At 60.9% G+C, this 21,314-nt stretch carries 15 protein-coding genes and 3 pseudogenes; 6 read left to right on the forward strand and 12 right to left on the reverse strand.

What is annotated here, in order from left to right; translation table 11 throughout:
- Positions 1-304 precede the first annotated feature (304 nt).
- Together E3Z29_RS07375 and E3Z29_RS07380 are read right to left on the reverse strand one after the other, a co-directional pair.
- Positions 305-817 carry a hypothetical protein gene (locus E3Z29_RS07375; protein WP_134785473.1) on the reverse strand — a complete coding sequence of 171 codons (513 nt, stop codon included), beginning with the start codon at positions 815-817 and terminating at the stop codon, positions 305-307.
- 152 nt (positions 818-969) lie between these two features.
- Positions 970-1,938, reverse strand: coding sequence for a LysR family transcriptional regulator (locus tag E3Z29_RS07380; RefSeq protein ID WP_027610909.1), 969 nt, complete (start codon positions 1,936-1,938; stop codon positions 970-972).
- A 275-nt stretch (positions 1,939-2,213) separates the two neighbouring features.
- Here E3Z29_RS07380 and E3Z29_RS07385 point away from each other — a divergent pair, with 275 nt between their 5' ends.
- The 4 genes from E3Z29_RS07385 to E3Z29_RS07400 all read left to right on the forward strand — a co-directional run bounded on the left by E3Z29_RS07385 (position 2,214) and on the right by E3Z29_RS07400 (position 7,112).
- The gene (locus E3Z29_RS07385) at positions 2,214-3,713 is read left to right on the forward strand and encodes an efflux transporter outer membrane subunit (RefSeq protein ID WP_134785474.1); all 1,500 of its coding nucleotides are present in this window, start codon (positions 2,214-2,216) and stop codon (positions 3,711-3,713) included.
- A gap of 139 nt (positions 3,714-3,852) precedes the next feature.
- Positions 3,853-6,045, forward strand: coding sequence for an FUSC family protein (locus E3Z29_RS07390; RefSeq protein WP_134785475.1), 2,193 nt, complete (start codon positions 3,853-3,855; stop codon positions 6,043-6,045).
- Positions 6,035-6,235, forward strand: coding sequence for a DUF1656 domain-containing protein (locus tag E3Z29_RS07395; RefSeq protein WP_003221811.1), 201 nt, complete (start codon positions 6,035-6,037; stop codon positions 6,233-6,235). The genes E3Z29_RS07390 and E3Z29_RS07395 overlap by 11 nt, the downstream gene beginning before the upstream one ends.
- 10 nt (positions 6,236-6,245) lie before the next feature.
- Positions 6,246-7,112 carry an HlyD family secretion protein gene (locus tag E3Z29_RS07400; protein WP_027610912.1) on the forward strand — a complete coding sequence of 289 codons (867 nt, stop codon included), beginning with the start codon at positions 6,246-6,248 and terminating at the stop codon, positions 7,110-7,112.
- A 129-nt stretch (positions 7,113-7,241) separates the two neighbouring features.
- Here the strand turns inward: E3Z29_RS07400 and E3Z29_RS07405 are convergent, their stop codons facing one another.
- Positions 7,242-7,640, reverse strand: coding sequence for a DUF4440 domain-containing protein (locus E3Z29_RS07405; protein WP_098967285.1), 399 nt, complete (start codon positions 7,638-7,640; stop codon positions 7,242-7,244).
- Positions 7,637-9,007 carry an MFS transporter gene (locus E3Z29_RS07410; protein WP_134785476.1) on the reverse strand — a complete coding sequence of 457 codons (1,371 nt, stop codon included), beginning with the start codon at positions 9,005-9,007 and terminating at the stop codon, positions 7,637-7,639. Before E3Z29_RS07410 ends, E3Z29_RS07405 begins: the two co-directional genes overlap by 4 nt.
- 109 nt (positions 9,008-9,116) lie before the next feature.
- On the opposite strand from E3Z29_RS07410, the gene E3Z29_RS07415 reads away from it, so the two are divergent.
- A complete protein-coding gene (locus E3Z29_RS07415) occupies positions 9,117-9,998 on the forward strand; it encodes a LysR family transcriptional regulator (RefSeq protein ID WP_134785477.1) in 882 nt (293 codons plus the stop codon).
- Positions 9,999-10,098: 100 nt separating this feature from the next.
- Here E3Z29_RS07415 and E3Z29_RS07420 read toward each other — a convergent pair.
- From E3Z29_RS07420 to E3Z29_RS07430, 3 genes and pseudogenes are all read right to left on the reverse strand, one after another.
- A pseudogene (locus E3Z29_RS07420) lies at positions 10,099-10,275 on the reverse strand (short-chain dehydrogenase); the annotation flags it as partial.
- Between the two features lie 73 nt (positions 10,276-10,348).
- Entirely contained in the window at positions 10,349-11,173 is an 825-nt protein-coding gene (locus tag E3Z29_RS07425; protein ID WP_134785478.1) for an SDR family oxidoreductase, read from the reverse strand.
- A gap of 36 nt (positions 11,174-11,209) precedes the next feature.
- The gene (locus E3Z29_RS07430) at positions 11,210-11,674 is read right to left on the reverse strand and encodes a multidrug transporter (protein ID WP_098967290.1); all 465 of its coding nucleotides are present in this window, start codon (positions 11,672-11,674) and stop codon (positions 11,210-11,212) included.
- A gap of 178 nt (positions 11,675-11,852) precedes the next feature.
- On the opposite strand from E3Z29_RS07430, the gene E3Z29_RS07435 reads away from it, so the two are divergent.
- On the forward strand, positions 11,853-14,705 hold the full coding sequence (locus E3Z29_RS07435) for an RHS repeat domain-containing protein (protein WP_134785479.1): 2,853 nt from the start codon (positions 11,853-11,855) through the stop codon (positions 14,703-14,705).
- Between the two features lie 74 nt (positions 14,706-14,779).
- Here the strand turns inward: E3Z29_RS07435 and E3Z29_RS07440 are convergent.
- From E3Z29_RS07440 to E3Z29_RS07460, 5 genes and pseudogenes are all read right to left on the reverse strand, one after another.
- Positions 14,780-16,232: pseudogene (locus E3Z29_RS07440) on the reverse strand (mannose-1-phosphate guanylyltransferase/mannose-6-phosphate isomerase).
- Positions 16,233-16,448: 216 nt separating this feature from the next.
- A complete protein-coding gene (locus tag E3Z29_RS07445; protein WP_007969549.1) occupies positions 16,449-17,105 on the reverse strand; it encodes an alginate O-acetyltransferase AlgF in 657 nt (218 codons plus the stop codon).
- 15 nt (positions 17,106-17,120) lie between these two features.
- Entirely contained in the window at positions 17,121-18,293 is a 1,173-nt protein-coding gene (locus E3Z29_RS07450) for an alginate O-acetyltransferase (protein ID WP_134785480.1), read from the reverse strand.
- Positions 18,294-18,303: 10 nt separating this feature from the next.
- Positions 18,304-19,869, reverse strand: a complete 1,566-nt coding sequence (locus tag E3Z29_RS07455) for an MBOAT family protein (RefSeq protein ID WP_007969546.1) — start codon at positions 19,867-19,869, stop codon at positions 18,304-18,306.
- Positions 19,870-20,192: 323 nt separating this feature from the next.
- Positions 20,193-21,306: pseudogene (locus E3Z29_RS07460) on the reverse strand (mannuronate-specific alginate lyase).
- Positions 21,307-21,314: the final 8 nt, after the last annotated feature.

Below are 21,314 nucleotides of genomic sequence, written 5' to 3' on the forward strand. Positions count from 1 at the left end.
ATGCGGTCTGTCTGGACTGCTTTGCTTTTCTGTAGGAGTGCGCCTGCTCGCGATGGCGGCCTGACAGCCGACCAGTTTCCAACTGACTGACCCAATCCCACTGTGGGAGCGGGCTTGCTCGCGAAAGCGGTGTGTCAGTCACCGAAAGTGTTGGATGTGCTTACGCCTTCGCGAGCAAGCCCGCTCCCACAATGGCTCAGCTGTGTGCTGCAGATTGGCTCACTTCCACATTATCCAGCACCCGATTCAACCGCCAGCTCGGCCAACTTGTCAGATAGCGAGATCACAAATGAGGCTTACCAGCTCAGTTGGAAGCGTTGGACTCGCTGAAAAGTTTTTCGAGGCAGTAACCGTTTGTGTGCGTCAGACCTTTGATTTTTATGTTTCCTACCGCTTGGTGCACTTCCGATTGGTCGCCGATGATGGTGTAGTTGAAGGTGGCTTCCAGTGTTCCGGCGTTGGGATCGAAATCAAAAATGATATGACCAACGTCGTCTTTGGCCGGGTGTGGACGATTCATGGAGCCGCCATCGGCTGTTCGGCAACTTTCGATGAACAAAGGAGGTTCTACTGCGCTATTTAGTTGAAACTCATACCGTCTGTTTTCAACCAAATAGGGGAAGGTTACGGTAATGGAGTTCCATTGGTTTTCCGTTATTTGGTGTCGTGCAGATACGACTACGATCTTCTCATTAGTGACGAAAAACTGTGGAATACCTTTGAAATCCGGGAACTTAAAGTTGTTATGGATGGTGGCGTTGAGTTCGCCTTCTGCGGTGACGAGGTGGTTTTCGGGGGGGGAGTAAAAAAAATTCATGGCTTTTCTTCCGTGGAGTTAATGAGACGTGCCCCAGGATGTTTCGCCGAAAGAATCTGCCCGTCCACTGTCATATCTGACAGGTGATATTTAAGCGGGGAGTATTCAAAATGCAGGGTTTGGCATTCCTTTGCCGCCCCCCCTAAATAACGTCAATTTGCCACTCTTGCCCCAGCCAGGCTGCCGCTTAGCTCGTAGGCGGCCAGTTCTGCCTGGTGCGCGGCAAGGATTTCCGGCAGTGACCCGCGCAAATACTCGACCCAGGTCTTGATCTTCGCATCCAGGTATTGCCGCGACGGGTAGATCGCGTACAGGTTGAGTTCCTGCGAGCGGTAGTTGGGCATCATCCGCACCAGCGTGCCGTTGCGCAGGCCTTCGATGGCGGCGTAGACCGGCAGGACGCCGACGCCCATGCCGCTGATGATCGCGGCTTTCATCGCATCGGCGGAGTTCACCAGGAACGGCGAGCTGTTGATGGTGACCATTTCCTGGCCGTCCGGGCCGTTGAAGGCCCATTTTTCCAGGGGGATCACCGGGCTGACGAGGCGCAGGCAGGCGTGGTTCAGCAGGTCTGCGGGCTTTTGTGCGCAGCCGTTGGCTTTCACGTAGGCCGGGGAGGCGCAGACGATGCTGTAGGTGATGCCCAGGCGTTGCGAGACGAAGCCCGAGTCCGGCAGTTCGCTGGCGAGCACGATGGACACGTCGTAGCCCTCGTCGAGCAGGTCCGGCACGCGGTTGGCCATGGTCAGGTCGAAGGTCACGTCCGGGTGGGTCTTGCGGTAGCGGGCGATGGCGTCGATCACGAAGTGCTGGCCGATGCCGGTCATGGTGTGCACTTTCAACTGGCCGGCGGGGCGGGCGTGGGCCTGGCTGGCCTCGGCTTCGGCTTCTTCGACATAGGCCAGGATCTGTTCGCAGCGCAGCAGGTAGCGCTTGCCGGCCTCGGTCAGGGCGATGCGCCGGGTCGTGCGATTGAGCAGGCGGGTTTGCAGGTGGGCTTCCAGGTTGGAGACCGCGCGCGAGACGTTGGCCGTGGTGGTGTCGAGTTGCACGGCGGCGGCGGTGAAGCTGCCGGCTTCGGCCACACAACTGAAGGCGCGCATGTTTTGCAATGTGTCCATGGGGTGCTCTCAAGGGAGATGGCAAATTGTGACACGAAGTTTCAGGGGCTGAGACCCCCGACCAACGGATTATCTCGTTAACGGTAACAAAGATTCACAGGAATCCCAGCTTATCGCCACCAAGGCGCCCACCTAGAATTGCGCCGCTCCCTGTAGGAGCTGCCGCAGGCTGCGATCTTTTGATTTTGTTTTAAGGGAATCAAGATCAAAAGATCGCAGCCTGCGGCAACCCCTGCACAAATCCCCGCCTTATCCTCTTTCAGGAATTCGCAGCTGTGCCGCGTCGCATCATCAGAGCGCTTTTGCCGCTCAGTGTTCTGGCTTTTACCCTGGGTCTCAGCGGCTGCATCTCAACGCAAGGAATTGCCCCGCATAGCACGGCATTGGAAGCCGACGCACTGGCCACTGACGACGCCATCGCCCACGCCGCCCGTGACGCAAACTGGCCCACCGCACAATGGTGGCAAGCCTACGGCGACCCGCAACTCAATCACTGGATCGACCTCGCCGTGCAGGGCAGTCCGACCATGGCCATGGCCGCTGCTCGGGTGCGGCAGGCCAAGGCGCTGGCCGGTGTCGCCGAAGCGGCCGAGTCGTTGCAGATCAATGGCGAGTCGACGCTCAAACGCCACAACTGGCCGACCGACCAGTTCTACGGCCCGGGCGAGTTGGCCAACACCACCACCTGGGACAACAACGCCGCGCTGGGTTTCAGCTACGCCCTCGACCTCTGGGGGCGGGAAAGCAATGCCAGCGAACGCGCGGTGGATCTGGCGCACATGAGCGCCGCCGAAGCGCGGCTGGCGCAGCTGGAATTGCAGAACAATATCGTGCGCGCCTACATCGAGCTGTCGCTGCATTACGCCCAGCGCGACATCGTCGCCGCGACCCTCAAGCAGCAACAGCAGATTTTGGATCTGGCGCAGAAGCGTCTGGACGGCGGCATCGGCACGCACTTTGAAGTCAGTCAGGCGGAAACGCCGTTGCCGGAGACCCATCGGCAACTGGATGCGCTGGACGAAGAAATCGCCCTGAGCCGCAACCAGATCGCCGCGCTGGCCGGCAAAGGCCCGGGCGACGGTGCGCAGTTGCAGCGGCCGACGCTGGCGCTGGGTGCTGCGTTGAAACTGCCATCGGCATTGCCCGCCGAGTTGCTCGGTCAGCGCCCGGACGTGGTCGCCAGTCGCTGGCAAGTGGCGGCCCAGGCACGCGGCATCGATGTCGCGCATGCCGGGTTTTATCCCAACGTCGATCTGGTCGGCAGCCTTGGCTACATGGCCACCGGCGGCGGGGCGCTGGAGTTTTTGACTGGCAAGAAACTCAATTACAACGTCGGCCCGGCAATCCCGCTGCCGATCTTCGACGGTGGGCGTTTACGCAGCGAATTGGGTGAAGCCTCCGCCGGGTATGACATCGCCGTGGCGCATTACAACCAGACGCTGGTCAATGCGCTGAAGAACATCTCCGACCAGTTGATCCGTCGCGAGTCGATGGACAAGCAGCAAGCCTTCGCCGCCGAGTCGGTGGCTACCGCGCAGAAGACCTACGACATCGCGATGATCGCCTATCAGCGTGGCCTCACCGATTACCTCAACGTGCTGAATGCGCAGACCTTGCTGTTCAAGCAACAGCAAGTGCAGCAGCAGGTGCAGGCGGCGCGCTTGAGTGCGCATGCCGAGTTGGTGACGGCGTTGGGTGGCGGCCTCGGGGCTGGCAATGATGTGCCCACCACCGAGCAAACGGCAGCCCCGAAAACCCCGGCCCTTTTGCGGTGAACACACAACCCTTGTGGGAGCGGGCTTGCTCGCGAATGAGGTGTGTCAGCCAGCGCATCAGGTGTCTGACACACCGCATTCGCGAGCAAGCCCGCTCCCACAGGTTCTCCGGTTCGACTGAATTCTTGAGCAAAATTTTATGACACCCTTGCCCGCACCTCTACGCTGGCTCTACTCCCTGGAATGGCGCCGGGGTTTGTTTGACTGGGCGCGCAGCGATGGCGTGACCTGGGTGTATATCTTCAAGGTATTGCTTGCCGCGTTCCTCACGCTGTGGCTGGCGATGCGCCTGGAGTTGCCGCAACCGCGCACGGCGATGATCACCGTGTTCATCGTCATGCAGCCGCAGAGCGGCCAGGTGTTCGCCAAGAGTTTCTATCGTTTCCTTGGCACCCTGGCCGGGTCGGCGATGATGGTCACGCTGATCTCGCTGTTCGCGCAGAACACTGAGTTGTTCCTCGGTTCGCTGGCGATTTGGGTCGGCATCTGCTCGGCCGGTGCGGCGCGTTGCCGTAACTTCCGCGCCTACGGTTTTGTCCTTGCGGGCTACACCGCGGCGATGGTCGGACTGCCCGCGCTGGCGCATCCGGATGGTGCGTTCATGGCCGCCGTCTGGCGGGTGCTGGAGATCTCGCTGGGGATTCTCTGCTCGACGGTGGTCAGCGCCGCGGTCCTGCCGCAAACCGCCAGCGCGGCGATGCGCAACGCGCTGTATCAGCGCTTCGGCGTGTTCGCGTTGTTCGTCACCGATGGCTTGCGCGGACGCAGCAAAGCCGAATCGTTCGAAGCGAGCAACGTGCGTTTTATCGCCGAAGCCGTGGGCCTGGAAGGGCTGCGCAGCGTCACCGTATTCGAAGACCCGCACATGCGTCGGCGCAACGGTCGCCTCAGCCGTTTGAACAGCGAGTTCATGGGCATTACCACGCGCTTCAACGCCCTGCATCAGTTGCTGGAACGCCTGCGCGTGAATGACGAAGAACACGTGGTGACCGCGATCAGGCCGGGTCTGCAGGATCTGGCCGAAGTGCTCGACGGCTTCAGTGGCCGCGCCTTGACCAGCCCGGACGCGGCACGTTTGGTCACGGCACTGGCGAGCTACAAGGAAGGTCTGCCGGCGCGGGTGCGCAGCCTGCGTGCAGCCTTTCAGGAAACCGGTCCGAGTGAAGCCGAACAACTGGATTTCCACACTGCATACGAACTGCTCTATCGCTTCGTCGACGACCTGCACAGTTATGCACAGACCCACGCCTCGCTGGCCGATCACCGCCACGAACGTGAGCGCTGGGACGAGCCGTTCACCCCGCAAACCAACTGGTGGGCCGCTGCGGCTTCGGGGATTCGCGCCTCGTTCATCCTGATTGTGCTGGGCAGCTATTGGGTCGCCACCGCGTGGCCGAGCGGCGCGACCATGACCCTGATCGCTGCCGCCACCGTGGGCCTATCCGCCGCCACGCCGAACCCGAAACGCATGGCTTTTCAAATGGCCTGCGGTACGTTCCTCGGGGCGCTGATCGGCTTCGTCGAGATGTTTTTCATCTTCCCGTGGATCGATGGATTTCCGCTGTTGTGCGTGATGCTTGCGCCAGTGATCGTGCTCGGCTCGTTCCTCGCTTCGCGACCGCAATACGCCGGGGTCGGTCTCGGTCTGTTGATCTTCTTCAGCACCGGTTCGGTGCCGGACAACCTGACCATTTACAACCCCTACACCTTCATCAACGACTACATCGCCATGGTCATGGGCATGCTGGTCTGCGCCGCTGCTGGCGCAATCATTCTGCCGCCCAACAGCCGCTGGTTGTGGAAGCGCCTGGAGCAGGATTTGCGCGGTCAGGTTGTCTACGCGATCAGCGGCAAACTCAAGGGCCTGGCGTCGAGTTTCGAGAGTCGTACTCGTGACTTGCTGCATCAGGCTTATGGTCTCGCCGCCGGGCAGCCGACCGTGCAGAAGAACCTGCTGCGCTGGATGTTCGTGGTGCTCGAAGTCGGCCACGCGATCATCGAGTTGCGCAAGGAACAGGCGATCCTCCCGGTGCATCCGGCGTATGCCGAATCGCAGCCGTGGCGTCAGGCAATTCGCGTGATGGGCCGGGCGCTGGTGCGACTGTTTCTGCAACCGAACCCGAGCAACCTGGAACGCGCACTGGTGGCGGTCGATCACGCGATCAGTAGGGTCGCCGCGACCGACGAGCCGTTCGCGCCGCACTTCGACACGTCCGCGTTACGCCGGGTGAAGAGCTATCTGCACTTCATCCGCACCTCGTTGCTCGATCCGCAATCACCACTCGCTGCCTACGCCGTCGCCAAGCCCGAAGGACTTGCCCATGCCTCGTGAAATCGCCTTCCACGGCGTGTACATGCCGACCATGACCCTGATGTTCTTTGTCGCTGCGGCGCTGGCCTGGGCGCTGGACCGGTTCCTGTCGGGGTTCGACCTGTACCGTTTTTTCTGGCACCCGGCGCTTTTGCGTCTGAGTCTGTTTACCTGTCTGTTCGGCGCCATGGCGCTGACTGTCTACCGTTGAGAACGTTCTGATGAAAAAGTTTTTCAGCCTGCTTGCGACCCTGCTGGTGCTGGCCCTGGCACTGTGGATCGGCCGGACCCTGTGGGAGCACTACATGAACACCCCGTGGACCCGCGACGGCCGGGTGCGGGCGGACATCATCAACGTCGCCGCCGACGTCACCGGGGAAGTGGTCGACGTACCGGTGCGCGACAACCAATTGGTGAAGAAGGGCGATTTGCTGATGCAGATCGATCCCGAGCACTACCGCATCGCGGTCAAGCAGGCGCAGTCGCTGGTCGCGTCGCGCAAGTCGACCTGGGAGATGCGCAAGGTCAACGCGCATCGTCGCGCCGACCTCGACAACCTGGTGATCTCCAAGGAAAACCGCGACGACGCCAGCAACATCGCCGACGCCGCACTCGCCGATTACCAACACGCACAAGCGCAACTGGAAGCCGCCGAACTCAACCTGAAACGCACCGAAGTGCGCGCGGCGGTGGACGGCTACGTGACCAACCTCAACGTGCATCGCGGCGACTACGCGCGCATCGGCGAAGCGAAAATGGCCGTGGTCGACATGAACTCGTTCTGGGTCTACGGCTTCTTCGAAGAGACCAAGCTGCCGCATGTGCGCGTAGGCGACAAAGCCGACATGCAACTGATGAGCGGCGAAGTGTTGAAGGGCCACGTGGAGAGCATTTCCCGCGGCATCTACGACCGCGACAACCCGGAAAGCCGCGAGCTGATCGCCGATGTGAACCCGACGTTCAACTGGGTGCGTCTGGCGCAGCGGGTGCCGGTGCGCATTCACATCGACGAAGTGCCGGAGGGTGTGTTGTTGGCGGCGGGGATTACTTGCACGGTGGTGGTGAAGCAAGAGTCTGTGGATAACTGACAGACCGCGCCGACTGAATCGCGAGCAGGCTCACTCCTACACTGGATCTCTGCCACACCGAAGATTCCTTGTAGGAGTGAGCCTGCTCGCGATAAGGACAACCCGGTCTTTCAGACCAAAACCGAGTAATCACTCAGCGCAAAACGTCTCCTGCAAATGCCGCCACAGCACCCGCCCGGCCTCGGTCTTTTCAAACACCACCGTCGACCGGCGATCGCTGCGCAACCCGCTCGCATCGCTCTGCTGCTCGCGATAACTCAGCGTCGCGCCATGCGCATGCAGCGCAATCCCGCGCAGCTCACTGAGCTCGATCCTGAACCCGGGCTTCTTCCCGCCCGCCGCGTGAAACAGCGCACGCAAGGCTTCGATATCCAGCGCCCGGCCCAGCGGCGTGACCATGGAAAAATCCGCCGAGAACCGGCTCAGCAAGCGCTCCATTTCGGCTGAATCCTGCTCCACGGCAAACCAGCGTTCGATCACCAGGTGGGCCTGGATCACTTCATCAAAATATTCGTTGTAGTCAGTCATGTGGATTTTTCCTGAAGGGGAGGTGGGCTCAGCAGGGCGAGCACTGTGGAGGCGTCGAAACGCAGCACGGCGATCATGGGCAACAAGGTGAGCAAGGCCGCCGCGACAAAGCAGTATTTGAATCCGTTGCCGCCCAGTGCGCCCAACAGCGAACTGAGCAACGCGGCGCCAAGACAGAAACCGAGCTGGCGATTGATGTTCCACAGAGCGCTGGAGTGGCCCATTTTTTCCGGCGCGATGCCGACAAATGCCAGGCTCTGCGCGGTGACGCTGCACAGGCTGCCGCCCAGTCCCATCAAGGCATAGGCAATGATCAGCGGCGTGGCGGCGGGTTGTTCGATGCGCATCAGCAGGACAATCCCCAGGCACTGCAAAAGCATCCCGGTGATCAGCAGCGGTTTGGGGCCAATGCGGTTGAAACTGCGTTTGCCGAGCATGATCGCCACCCCCGATGCGGCCGCCCAGGACAGCATCAACGCACCGGTCTGCGCGGCGCCGAAACCGAGGTCGTGCAGGTACAACACGGCAATCATGTTGGTGCCGGTAAACACCCCGGGCACGAACAGGTAGATCAGCATTGCCAAACGCAGTGACGGACTCTTGAGCAGTTGCAGGTCGAGCACCGCGTCGGGTTTGTGCCAGCCATCACGCAGGTACAGCCATAAGGTCAGGACGCCGAGCAGCAGAACGCCGCTGGCGAGGTGTCGGGTAGCGGCGGCGCTCGCCAGGCTCACGGCAATCAACAACAGTGTCAGGGCTGCCACCGCCAGCAGCAGGCCGCGCAGATCCAGTGTCGGGCGTTCCGTGCCGGGTTGATCCGCTTGCAACCACAGCAGACCCAGGCCGAACGCGAGCAGCGCCAGCGGCATGTTCAGGTAGAAAATCCAGCGCCACGACAACGCCTCGACGATCAGCCCCCCCGCCGCCGGCGACAGGGCTGGCACCATCAGCGCGACCATCAGCACCACGCCGGTCAGGTGCGCGCGTTGTGTCGCGGGATACTGCCGATAAGCCAGGGCCTGACCGATCGGCAGCAACAACCCGCCACCGAGGCCTTGCAGCAGGCGCCAGACAATCAGGCTTTCAATCGACCCGGCCTGGGCCACCAGACCGGAAGCGACACCGAACAGCAGCAACGAGCCGAGAATCAGCCGCCGTTCGCCCAGCCGTGCCGCCAGCCACACACTCAGCGGAATGATCAGCGTCAGCCCGAGCATGTAGGCGTTGGTGATCCACGCCAGTTGCGTCACTGATGCCTGTAATTCCCGGGCGATGTCCGGGTAGGCAATGCTCGCGGCGAACATGTTCAGCAGGTCGAGGGCGAACCCGAACAGATACACCAGCGCGACTTTCGAGCGATAGGCCATGGCAGCTTCCCTGTAATGAGACGCGCAGGGTAGTGCGCTTCAGGCGTTAGGAAAACGCTGGTTTGCCTGCTAGTTTGTCAAAATAATTTTGACAGGGAGTGCGCTGGATATGGTCAGTCTGGACCGTTTTGACACTTTCAAAGCCGTGGTCGAGGCCGGGTCGTTGACGGCGGCTGCTGAGACGCTGGGCCAAACTCGGGCGGTGGTGAGCTTCAATCTCAAGCGCCTGGAAGAAGAACTGGGCGTCACCTTGCTCACGCGTAACACTCGGCAACTGGCCCTGACCGATGCCGGCGAGCGCTTCTATCGGCGCTGCCTGCGCACCCTCGACGAAGCGCGACTGGCGATCGAGGAAGCGCGCTCTGAGCATTCGCAACTCAAGGGCACGTTGCGCATCACCACCACCGTGGAGTTTGCCCTGGCCCAAGTGGTGCCGGCGCTGGAGGTGTTTCGCCAGCAACAGCCGCAACTGAACATTCACTTGTCGACATCCTCGACCCACGCCGATCTGATCTCCGAGCGCTTCGACATGGCGATCCGTCTGGGACGCATGCACGACTCCAATCTGCGCGCGGTGCAGTTGTCGAGGTTCGAAGTGTTTGCGGTGGCAGCGCCGCAACTGGTCGAGCGCTTCGCGCCGGTTGCCACGCTGGCAACGCTGGAGTCGATGCCGACGCTGGGCCATGGCCGAGTTCCGGAAATGACCGTGACCGACCCGGCCGGCAGTGAGCATGTCTACCAGCCAAAACCGGGGACCACCGCCATCGTCGCCGACAACTCGGCGACGCTCAGGGCGTTTGCGCTGACTGGCCAAGGCGTGGCGATTTTGCCGCAGTGGCTGATTCAGGAGGATCTGCAGGCGGGGCGATTGGTGCGGTTGCTGGCCGATTATCGCTTTGCCCAGCAGGGTGTTTATGCGCTGTACCCGGATACCCGGCATCTGCCGCTGAAGGTACGGGCGTTTATTGATTTCATGAAGGGCTGGGGCTGAATGCTGGCTGATCTGGCCCCTTCGCGAGCAAGCCCGCTCCCACATTTGGAATGCATTCTCCTGTGGGAGCGGGCTTGCTCGCGAAAGCGTCAACCCGGTCTCAGAGCTTCCCACGCAAGCCGAACCGCTTCATCAACGTCGACTCCAGCAATCCCTTGGGCAATAACGTCGCCAGCAACGGCAACGCGCGGCTGCCATTACCAATGCGGATCAAGCGTGGCGGCGTGTTCTGCTGCACCGCTTTGAGCAACTCAGCCGCAAACTCACTGGCCGGCGTCGATTTCTCCTCCCACATTTGGAATGCATTCTCCTGTGGGAGCGGGCTTGCTCGCGAAAGCGTCAACCCGGTCTCAGAGCTTCCCACGCAAGCCGAACCGCTTCATCAACGTCGACTCCAGCAATCCCTTGGGCAATAACGTCGCCAGCAATGGCAACGCGCGGCTGCCATTACCAATGCGGATCAAGCGTGGCGGCGTGTTCTGCTGCACCGCTTTGAGCAACTCAGCCGCAAACTCACTGGCCGGCGTCGGCTTGTCCTGCGATGCCTTGGCCCGCGCACGAATCCCCTCGCGCAACGGAAACCACGGTGATTGCTCGTTGATCAGTTGCTCGGCTTCGTGCCCGGCATTCTTGGCAAAGCTCGACTGGATCGCCCCAGGCTGGACCTCCATCACGCGGATACCGAACGGCGCCAGCTCCATGCGCAGCGCATCGCTCAGCGCATGCACCGCGGCCTTCGAGGCGCAGTAGGCGCCGGCGAACGGCGTGACCAGTACCCCTGAGACACTGCCGATGTTCACCACCAGCCCCTTGGCCCGGCGCAGCACCGGGAACAGTGCGCGAGTGACGCCGACAATCGAGAACACGTTGGTCTCGAACTGGCGCTGCATGGCCGGCACGCCGCCATCGAGCAGCGGTCCCATGGCGCCATAACCGGCGTTGTTGATCAGCACGTCGAGGCCGCCGTGTTGCTGGTTGATGCGCTCAGCGAGTTGTTCCAGCGCCACACTGTCATTGACGTCCAGCGCGATTGCGCTGAACCCCGCAGCGGCGAGGGCCGCGACGTCTTCAGCCTTGCGCGCACTGGCCCAGACCTCGTAACCGGCGGCTTTGAACGCGTCAGCGAGGGCGCGGCCAATGCCGCTGGAGCAACCGGTAATCAACGCAACGGGCATGGCGCATTCCTTGTGCAAAAAATGGGAGGAGGGGGATCAGTCGGAGAAACTGCCCTGCAAGCGCTCGGCACGAAACTCTAGGGTTTGTGGGCGATAACCGGGGCGCAGTGGCGGCATCGGCAGGCAGTCTTCCCAGTCGCCACCGGCCTGCAGTTCGCCGGGGCCGCGATAGCGCGGGGCGGTGTATTGGTTGTCGGCCAGATTGACCGTGTCGCCCGGCGCGTAAGCTGCGATGCGCCAGCGCAGTTCAGTCAGCGGCACGTCGTTGCCGTTTTTCATTTTCAATTGCAGCGGCCGATCTGCCGGGCATTGTTCCGGTGCATAGCTGATGCGCATCTCAAGGCGCGCCAGTTGCTTGAGCTCGCGGTTGTCCAGCCACACCACCCACATGGCCACCAGGCCCAGACCGACAGCCGCGGCCACGGAGACCGGCACAGCCTTGGCGGGATAGCGCAGCAGCAGAATCAACCAGGTGATGATCAGCAGGATGCCGATGAACATGAGGGAACGCTCCTTGGTTCGTGAGTACCATCCTACCGGAGGGCCGGCGCAATGGACATTCGCGCGTATTCCGAATGTACCGTCAGTCGGTACTGTAATTTCTGACAGTTGAAAATCGTAAAGCGCGGATGCTCTGATGCCCTGAAGCATGGATAACGCTAGTGCCGGGAGCAAGCTGATGAACAAGCATGGCAAAACACCGACGCTTTCAGTAAGCGACCCGCGCGGACTGCAGGTTCGGACGGTTGGTTATTGGCGTGCCGACGACCTTTGCCCAGCTCAAACCCGCGTCAATCGCACGGCGCGCGACGCTGCCGGAAGGGTTGTGGAACAGTGGGATCCGCGCCTGTGGGCACTGCAAACGACCGAGCCGCTGACGCCAGCGAATCTGCGCACCCTTTATTCGTTGATCGGGCAAACGCTGCGCTCCGACAGCGTCGATGCCGGCACGCAGCTGGCGTTGTACGGGCTGGGTGCCGAGACGCTGTACGACTGGGACAGTCGAGAAACCTGGCGCGAGGTGCAACACGACCCGTTGCTGCGTCCGATTGCCGTGTTCGAAGAAGGCGCATCCGAGCCTAGGCGGTGCGTCGAACGTCTCACTTACGGTCAGCCCGGCGCGGGTGATCCCTCCCGGAATCAGCTGGGCCAGTTGATTCGGCACGATGATCCGGCGGGTAGTGTGTGCTCGCAAAGCTTTGCAATCAGTGGGCAATGCATTGAAAGCACACGGCACTTCACCCTCGACCCCAGCGCCCCCGATTGGCCGCAAAACGTTGATGACCGCCAGCGCTTGCTGGAGCCCGGTGACGGTGCAACGACCCGCTGGCGCTTCGGGCCGCTGGGGCAGGTACTCGAACAAGTCGATGCACGTGATAATCGACAGGACCGCGAGTTGACGCTGGACGGTCAGTTGTGCGCCTGCCATCTGCAATTGCGGCACCAGACCAAAGCGCAAACGCTGGTGAGCGACATTCGTTACAACGCTGATGGGCAAGTCACTCAGGAGCTGGCGGGCAATGGTGTGCTGACGACGCTGACCTATCAGCCCGAGGATGGTCTTCTGCTAACCCGCCATGCGAGGAAAGCCGGGGGCGAGGTATTGCAACATCTGATCTACGACTATGACCCGATGGGCAACTTGCTGAGCATCGAGGACAAGGCACTGCCGATCCGGTATTTCGCCAACCAGCGTATCGATCCTGCCAGTCGTTTCGACTATGACAGCTTCTACCAGTTGCATGTGGCCACCGGTTGGGAAGCAGGTGCTGCTACTCAAGGTCCGGCGTCCATCGGACGTGACGATCCGGCAGCAGTGAGCAATTATCGACAGACCTTCCACTACGATGAATCTGGCAATCTGATGCTGCTGACGCATGTTGGCGTGCGCAATGGCCGCGAGCTCAAAGCTGCGCGATCAAGTAATCGCTGTTTGCCTTACCGTAATGGCGTGCCACCGACGGAAGAGGAGATTGCCGCGGCGTTCGATCCCCGTGGCAATTTGCGAGCGCTGTACGCGGGGAGTTCATTGACGTGGAATCTGCGTAATCAGTTGCAATCGGTCACGCCGGTCGAACGTGCCAGCGGCCCCAATGACCGTGAACACTATTGCTACGACGGTGCCGGCCAACGTGTGCGCAAGATTCGCTCACTCCAGACGAATGCCCGCGGCGTCACGGCCCAGGTGCGCTATTTGCCTGGGCTGGAGCTACGTACCGACACGGCCACCGGTGAACAACTGCAAGTGATCTGCGTCGAGGGCCACATCAGCCGTGTACACGTGCTGCACTGGGAAAGTGCTCCGCCCACCGGTTCCAATGACCATTATCGGTACACGCTGACGGATCATCTCGGATCGACCTGCCTGGAACTGGGCGAGGATGCCCGGCTCATCAGTCAAGAAACTTTCTTCCCGTCCGGTGAAACGGCGTGGAGTAAGGACACCGAGGCCAGTTACAAAACCCTGCGTTATTCGGGTAAGGAGCGCGATGCCACAGGTCTCTATTATTATGGCTATCGCTATTACATGCCGTGGTTGCAGCGCTGGTTGAATCCTGACCCGAAAGGCTTTATCGACGGGCCGAACCTGTATCAGATGGTGGGTAACTCGCCCATGAACCATGTCGACACCGATGGGGGCGGGAAGACCGCCACATCTGAGTTGGCTGACAGTGTGCAAAAGCAGCAGGCATTAATGAGCACGATGACCTCGGCGGCAGCGGACGTCAGAAACTCATTGCTCAACCACACTCAGGCGCGACACCGGTTTCAGGCCTTGGTCAGGCGCGTCGGCACGCAACTGGCCAGCAGCATGTTCAGCGCAGGCGCTCAAGCCGCATGGGGCACGATTGGCACTGCAATGGGCACCGTGTTCGGACCGGTAGCCGGTTCGCTTGGGGGCAAGATTGGCACGAAGGTCGGCGATAAGTTGGCGGGTGCAGCCATCGACAAGGTGGTGGACACCTATCAGTTGAACCGACCTATCCATTTCAAGGGCAGCGAATTGAATCCCAAGGCTCTGGTTGAAAGCGTCGAGCCGAAAAAGAAGCTGAGTCTTGCCACAGTGAAACTGCAATTGGCAGCGCATGATCCGCGCACAGCCGACGGTCGATCACGATTGACCGAAATGGCGCGCGCCAAGGTCGAGGGCAAAGTGATCGAGGCAGTCTCTGAAAAACTGGGACCAGAAACTCGGGGGCTGTTCCAGACGGGGCGGGAATTCATCCATGCAGCGCAGGGACTGAATGCTGAGGCGTTAAGCAACACTTACGAACATCTTTCGGCAGGCATCGACATGGTCGAGTTCAGGACGCAGGCCATCCTTACCGAGCTGGCAACCACCGGCAGCGCGGATCCGGAGCTTTTCGAAGCGGTTTCCGACTTGTCGATGCAAACGTCCAGTACGCTGCAGAGCCTGCAGCGGACCCAGGACTTTATCGGACTGCTCGCACCGGCTCCTTACGCGGGAAGGCAGCAATCGCTGGGGGGATATTCCCGGCCAAGGCTGACTCGACAACATTCGTTGAGTTGAAAAAAAGCCCCCGCCCAACCCACTGCGGATAGGGGACGCAGCGGGCTGGAAGGGGGCTTCTCATTGCCGGGTGATCACTGCGCGATGGTTTTCACCGACACGCCACGTTCGATCGGGGTGGAGCGACCGTAGATATCTTCGAAGCGTTCGATATCATCTTCACCGAGATAGCTGCCCGATTGCACTTCGATGATTTCCAGCGGGATCTTGCCCGGGTTGCGCAGGCGGTGCACCGAGGCGATCGGGATGTAGGTCGACTGGTTTTCAGTGAGCAGAAAGACGTTCTCGTCGCAGGTCACTTCAGCAGTGCCGCTGACCACGATCCAGTGTTCGGCGCGGTGGTGGTGCATCTGCAGCGACAGGCACGCACCCGGTTTTGACCGAGATGTGCTTGACCTGGAAGCGCCCGCCCATGTCCACCGAGTCGTAGGACCCCCACGGACGGTAAACCTCGCAGTGGTTCTGGGTTTCGCTGCGGCCCTGCTCGTTGAGGGTGTTGACCATCTGCTTGACGCCCTGAACCTTGTCCTTGTGCGCGATCATCATCGCGTCCTTGGTTTCGACCACGACGATGTTTTCCAGCCCGATCACCGACACCAGTTTGCCGTTGCCGTGGATCATGCAGTTCTTGCTGTCCTGGATTACCACGTCGCCTTTGCTGACGTTACCGTTGGCGTCTTTCTCGTTGACTTCCCACAGCGACGACCAGCAGCCGACATCGCTCCAGCCAGCGGTCAGCGGCACCACGCAGGCGCGCTGGGTCTTTTCCATCACCGAGTAGTCGATGGAGTTGTCCGGGCAGCAGGCGAAGGTAGCTTCGTCCAGTGTGACGGTGTCGGCATCCTGCTGGCTGCGCTCGAGGGTCAGCAGGCAGGTGTCGTAGATGTCCGGATCGTGCTTTTTCAGCTCTTCGAGGAAGCGGCTGGCGCGGAACAGGAACATGCCGCTGTTCCAGTAGTAGCCGCCGGATTCAACGTACTCGGTGGCACGTTTGACGTCGGGTTTCTCGACGAAGTGCGAGACGCGGCTGACGCCCTCGGGCAGCAGCGAGTCGCCGGTGGATTTGATGTAGCCATAGCCGGTTTCCGGTTTGGTCGCCGGCACGCCGAACAGCACCATCTCGCCGTTTTCGGCGGCGACCGTGGCCAGGGCGAGGGCGCGTTGCAGGGCTTTCTGGTCTTCCAGCACATGGTCGGCCGGCAGCACCAGCATCAGTTCGTCACGGCCTTCGTTGACCAGCATCATCGCAGTCAGCGCTACCGCTGGTGCTGTGTTGCGGCCGAACGGTTCCATCAGGATGCGCTGGCATTCGAGGTTACGGTTGGCTAACTGCTCGTTGACGATGAAGCGGTGATCCTTGTTGCAGACCACGATCGGCGTGTCCATGCCTTCGAACACCAGACGTTCCAGAGTTTGCTGGAACAGCGTGTGTTCACCGGTCAGGGCCAGGAATTGGTTAGGGAATTGCTTGCGCGAAAGCGGCCAAAGACGTGAACCGCTACCACCTGACAAGATCACCGGAATCATATTGTTTACTCCATAAAAATCGATTGGTTAGAGGCACGAACGTTGTGTCGTTTCACTCTTGTTTTTGTCTCGTATCCGAACTGACAACCCGATCAAGGGTGGGAGGGGGCTTGCTCCCGAAGGCGGTTTATCAGTCGACATATCGGTTGAATGTCAGACCGCTTTCGCGAGCAAGCCCCCTCCCACAGTGGGGACGGGGTCAGTCAGGAAAAATGATTAGCGAGTCGACACCGGGCGTTTCACCCAGACTGGCGACAGGCTGCTGCCGGAACCGGTGACGTACAGCACCGCTGCCTCACCGCGCTCCAGAGCGACCGGTTTCACGTCGCCGACTTTCTTGTCACCTTCGTACAGCGCCAGGCTGACTTTCACCGGGTTGATTTCACGTTCGCCACGGCCCTTGGCGGCCACGTTCGGCACCACGTCGGTCTTGCCGTCAGCGGTCTTCAGGGTCAGCGGCTTGTCGCTGAGGTTCTGCACGCGCACCAGGGATTTCTGCTTGTTCTTGAACGGCGGTTCTTCGATCAGTTGTGGCGCGCCGGAAGCGTTGTTGACCAGGGTGTAGTAGTGGTCGCCGGCGAGTTTGACCGGCAGGGTCTGGCTGCCGACCTTGGCGCTGTAGTCGCCGCCCGGCATGAAGCTGAAGTCGCTGCTGGCCAGTGGCGCAACGTCGCTCAGGTTGGTGCTGCCGACGGTGGCGCTGACTTCGGCGTTGCTGGCGTTGTAGACCCGCACGAAAGTCGAGCCTTTCGGTGCGGTCGGGCCGTACAGCGCGGCGTCGCCACCGGCGAAGGCCTGGACGGAAAGCACGCTGAGGCCTGCAACCAGTGCGAAGCGTTTTGCGAGACGACGAGGAGTAGTTGTGAAAGTCATGGTGTTACCTCTCTTTCAGTTTTGCGCCCGATCGGGCGTCTCGGATTTGGAGTTGATGGCTACGTTTTGTTGGCGAGCACCGGCTTGTTTGAGCTCTGCGACCCACTGTGGGTCGGCGTCGCCGATTTCGTTGTTCACAGGCAGATATCGTTCAGGAAACTCCCAGATCAGCACCTGTGGCGGGCTGTTCTTGAAGTCATCGCTTTTCAGGTAGCTGAGCATCGGCAGGATCGGGCCGTGGCCGTCTTCGGCGTAATTGACCACGTCACTGTGCAGCGCTTGTTTCAGCGCACCGACGAAGTTCCAGTTGGGGTTGGCGCTGTAGCTGGTACCGATCAGCGCGACCGGTACTTCGCTGCTGGCGAACAGCGCGTCGTCACCGGCAGGCTGCTCGGCGGCCACGGTGTTGCGCTTCTGCAGCGGCTCTTGTGCCGGCATCAGGTTTTCGAACAGCGGATCCAGCGGCAGGAACAGACGCAGGTCGCCCTTGTGCGTGACCTTCTCCGCTGGCGTGGTGACAAAGCGCTGTGGCTCGCCGCTGAGCGGGAACTTGGCGGCGATGGTTTTCGCCAGAGTGTTGGCGGCGATCTCGGCGCCTTCCGGGGTCCAGTGAGTGTCGGTGCGCAGGAACACTTGCTGACCGTTCTGCTTGGCCTGTTGCAGCGGGCCGAGCAGGTCCGGGGCGAGGATCTTGTCCGCCGCGACACGGGCGTGGAAGTCCTGATAGAGGTTGGCGTGGATACTCGCCGGTTTCACTTCACCCAGGTGTTCCGGGTACAGGCGCACTTTGGCAGGGACGATGGCCATTACCAGTTTTACGCCTTTGGCCTTGAGGGTCTGGCGCACGCCTTCGACCAGCGCGTAGTTGCCTTGCAGGTTCAGCTCTTCGTTGACGATCGGGTTGAATTCCTCGTCGCTGTACAGCCACTGATCGCGACCGAGCACCACGCCCGGACGACCTTCGTTGAACAGTTTGAAATCCAGCGCCGCCCAGAGGTTGGTGCCCAGGCGCTTGATCGGAAACTGATCGTCGTAGTGGGTTTCCACAGCTTTTGTCCAGCGACCGTTGAGCACCGTCGCATCGGCGTTGGTGCTGAAGCCGAAGAAGCTGCGCACCGACCACAGACCGAGCACCAGCAGGGTCAGCAGAAACAGCGCGATGTAGAAGATGCGTAATGAGCGGGTCATGTCAGATCCCTCAGAACTGGAAGTAAAGGAACGGCGAGAAGCTTTGCGCCGAGAGTTTGAGAATCGAGGCGATGAACAGCAGCAGGATCAGCCCGCGCATCACGTAGCGTGACCAGTCCGCCGTCCAGTAGGCCGGTTGCACCTGGGCTTCGACGCCGACGGTGTAGCCAGGCTCGTGGATGCTCGCCGGGTTTTCGCCAGGCGCGGCTTTGATCATGCCCGGGGTCGCGGTGGCAGGGCCGTTGGCTTCGACGTTGACTTCAGGTTTGCTCTTCACCGGAGGCTGGTTGGTGTACAGATCACGCAGGCCGAAGAACGCCAGGGTTGCGTACGCCACCACCAGGGTCGCCACTTGCAGACCGGTGAGGCTGGCGCGGTTGAGTTCCGACAGCGACCAGTCGCTGAAGCTGAACATCGCGCCGTACATGCGCCCGGCGACGTGCAGGTTTTCGGCACGGAAGATCACCCAGCCCATCACCACCAGCAGGAAGGTCAGCGCCCAGCGGATCGGGTTCAGGCTGCGCGGCGAGGTGTTGATGCCGAGCATTTTTTCGATCGCCAGCCACATGCCGTGCCAGGCGCCCCAGACGATGTAAGTGATGTTCGCGCCGTGCCACAGACCACCCAGGAGCATGGTCAGGAACAGGTTGCGATAGGTCATCAGCGTGCCTTTGCGGTTACCGCCGAGGGTGATGTACAGGTAGTCACGCAGCCAGGTCGACAGGCTGATGTGCCAGCGGCGCCAGAACTCGGTGATCGACTGGCTGATGTACGGCTGCTTGAAGTTTTCCATGAAGCGGAAACCCATCATCAGGCCCAGACCAATGGCCATGTCGCTGTAGCCGGAGAAGTCGAAATACAGCTGCGCGGTGTACGCCAGCGCGCCAAGCCAGGCATCCCCGGTAGTCGGGTTTTGCAGGGCGAAGCAGTGGTCGGCGACCACGGCGAGGGTGTCAGCGATGAAGACTTTCTTGATGAAACCCTGCATGAACCGCGTGCAACCTTCGGAGAACTTGTCGAGGGTGTGGGTGCGGTTGTTGAACTGGTCGGCGAGGTCGCGGAAACGCAGAACCGGGCCAGCAATCAGGTGCGGGAAAATCGCCACGAACGCCGCGAAGTCGATCAGGTTGCGCGTGGCCGGGGTGTCGCCGCGATACACGTCGATGATGTAGCTGATCGACTCGAAGATGTAGAACGAGATACCGATCGGCAGCAGCACGTGGGTCAGGATGAACGGTTCCAGACCGAACGAGGTCATGATCGCGTTGATGCTGTCCACGCCGAAATTGGCGTATTTGAAGTAGCCGAGGATGCACAGGTCGACCGCGACGCCGAGCAGCAGCCAGCGCTGTGCCGGTTTGGTACGCACGCCGGCAGCACCGACTTTCAGGCCGATCCAGTAATTCCACAGGGTGACGCCGGCGAACAGCGCCAGGAAGTCCACCCGCCACCACGCGTAGAACACGTAGCTGGCGATCAGCAGCAACAGGTTGCGATAGCGTTGCCCGCTCAGGTAGTACAAGCCGAGAAAGATCGGCAAGAACAGAAACAGGAACACGTTGGATGAAAATACCATCCCGATCTCTCCATGTTTGAACCAACAGTCAAGGGCCAAAGCCCCCCCAAACCCCCCGTGCTATTGGAGGGGGGTGATGCGTGTTTCTTTCAGGGTTGCGGAGGGACTTGAAATCTTTCCCTCACCCCCGCCCTCTCCCGGAGGGAGAGGGAGCCTGATCTCTGGCGCTGCCAATATCGAGATCGACTCGGTATTTCTGTGCAGCCTGATCTCGATTGTTTTTCAACACCTGAGATCGACTGGATGTATCAGGTCGGCGGATTTCTCAAAAACACCTCGGTCAGTCCCCTCTCCCTCCGGGAGAGGGTTAGGGTGAGGGGCTTTTAGCCCTTCTCGTGGGACGGGTCGTAGACCTTGGTCAGGTCGCCGCCGAGGCGGAAGGTCTTGAACGGTTGCATGCCGTGCTTCTTCTCGATCACATCCGCCGGGCAGGTGTAGAGGGTGCAGAACGGTTCGAGCCAGGCGAATTTCATGTCCTCTTTTCAGGTCGGTCATGTCCTGCTCTTTGCCGTTCTTCTTCTCGAACTGATCCGGGTCTTTTACCCCGGCCAGCACCCGGTCACCCAGACGCTTGAGCGCGCTGTTGTTTTCCTGACGCAGATCGACACCGTTGACCTGGGCGAAACTGGCGATCATCGCCAGTGGCGGCAGGGCGTAGTTGTGATAGGCGAGGGCGCGTTGCTGGCGCTTGAGTTCGTTGGGCAGGAAGCCGTCGGCGTCGATTTGATTGACCCCGACCTTGTATTCCTTCACCGCCCAATCAAACAGGTCGCGACGGTTGGTGGCGATCGAGGTCGCCATCACCGACCACGCGGCCCAGTACGAGTGGTTGTTGGTTTTTTCCAGCGGCAGGTTGTCCCAGTCGCTGACCACCTGATCGGCCATCTTGCTGAACCACGCCTCGATCTGCTGCGCTTCTTGCTGATGCGTGGCCAACGGATGCGAGTCGGAGAACTTCAGGCGAATGTACGAAGAGGCCATGCTGCCCAGCGCCCATTTGCGCATCGATTTGCCGGTGTGGTTGAAGTCTTTCGACATCAACGCATCGGCCTTGGCCCACGCGGTCAGCCAGTTCAGCGTGCAGTCGAGCTGCTCCGGACGACCGTCGCGCATGAACTGCATCACTCGTTTGGCGGTGCCGCGCTCCAGCGTGGTGATGTCCTTGGTGGTGTCGCGGAAGGCTTTTTCCGACTGCACGTTCAGGGTCGCGCGGGCCTTGTCCGAGCCTTCGTACTTGCTGCGAAATTGCAGCGGCCCGGTGTACGGCGCGGGCATCGCATCGCAGCCTTCGCTGTTGTCGCCGCTCTTGAATTTATCCACAGGAGCAAAGTAGCCCTGCGGCGGACGCAGTGGCGCGGCGGCCTGAGTGGCCCCGGCGAACATCGCCAGGGTCAGCAGGGATGGCGCAAGCAAGTGTTTGATCGTTCGATTTCGCATAGCAGACC

The organism is Pseudomonas sp. S150 (assembly GCF_004526365.1).
GTDB classification, from domain to species: Bacteria; Pseudomonadota; Gammaproteobacteria; order Pseudomonadales; family Pseudomonadaceae; genus Aquipseudomonas; species Aquipseudomonas putida_A.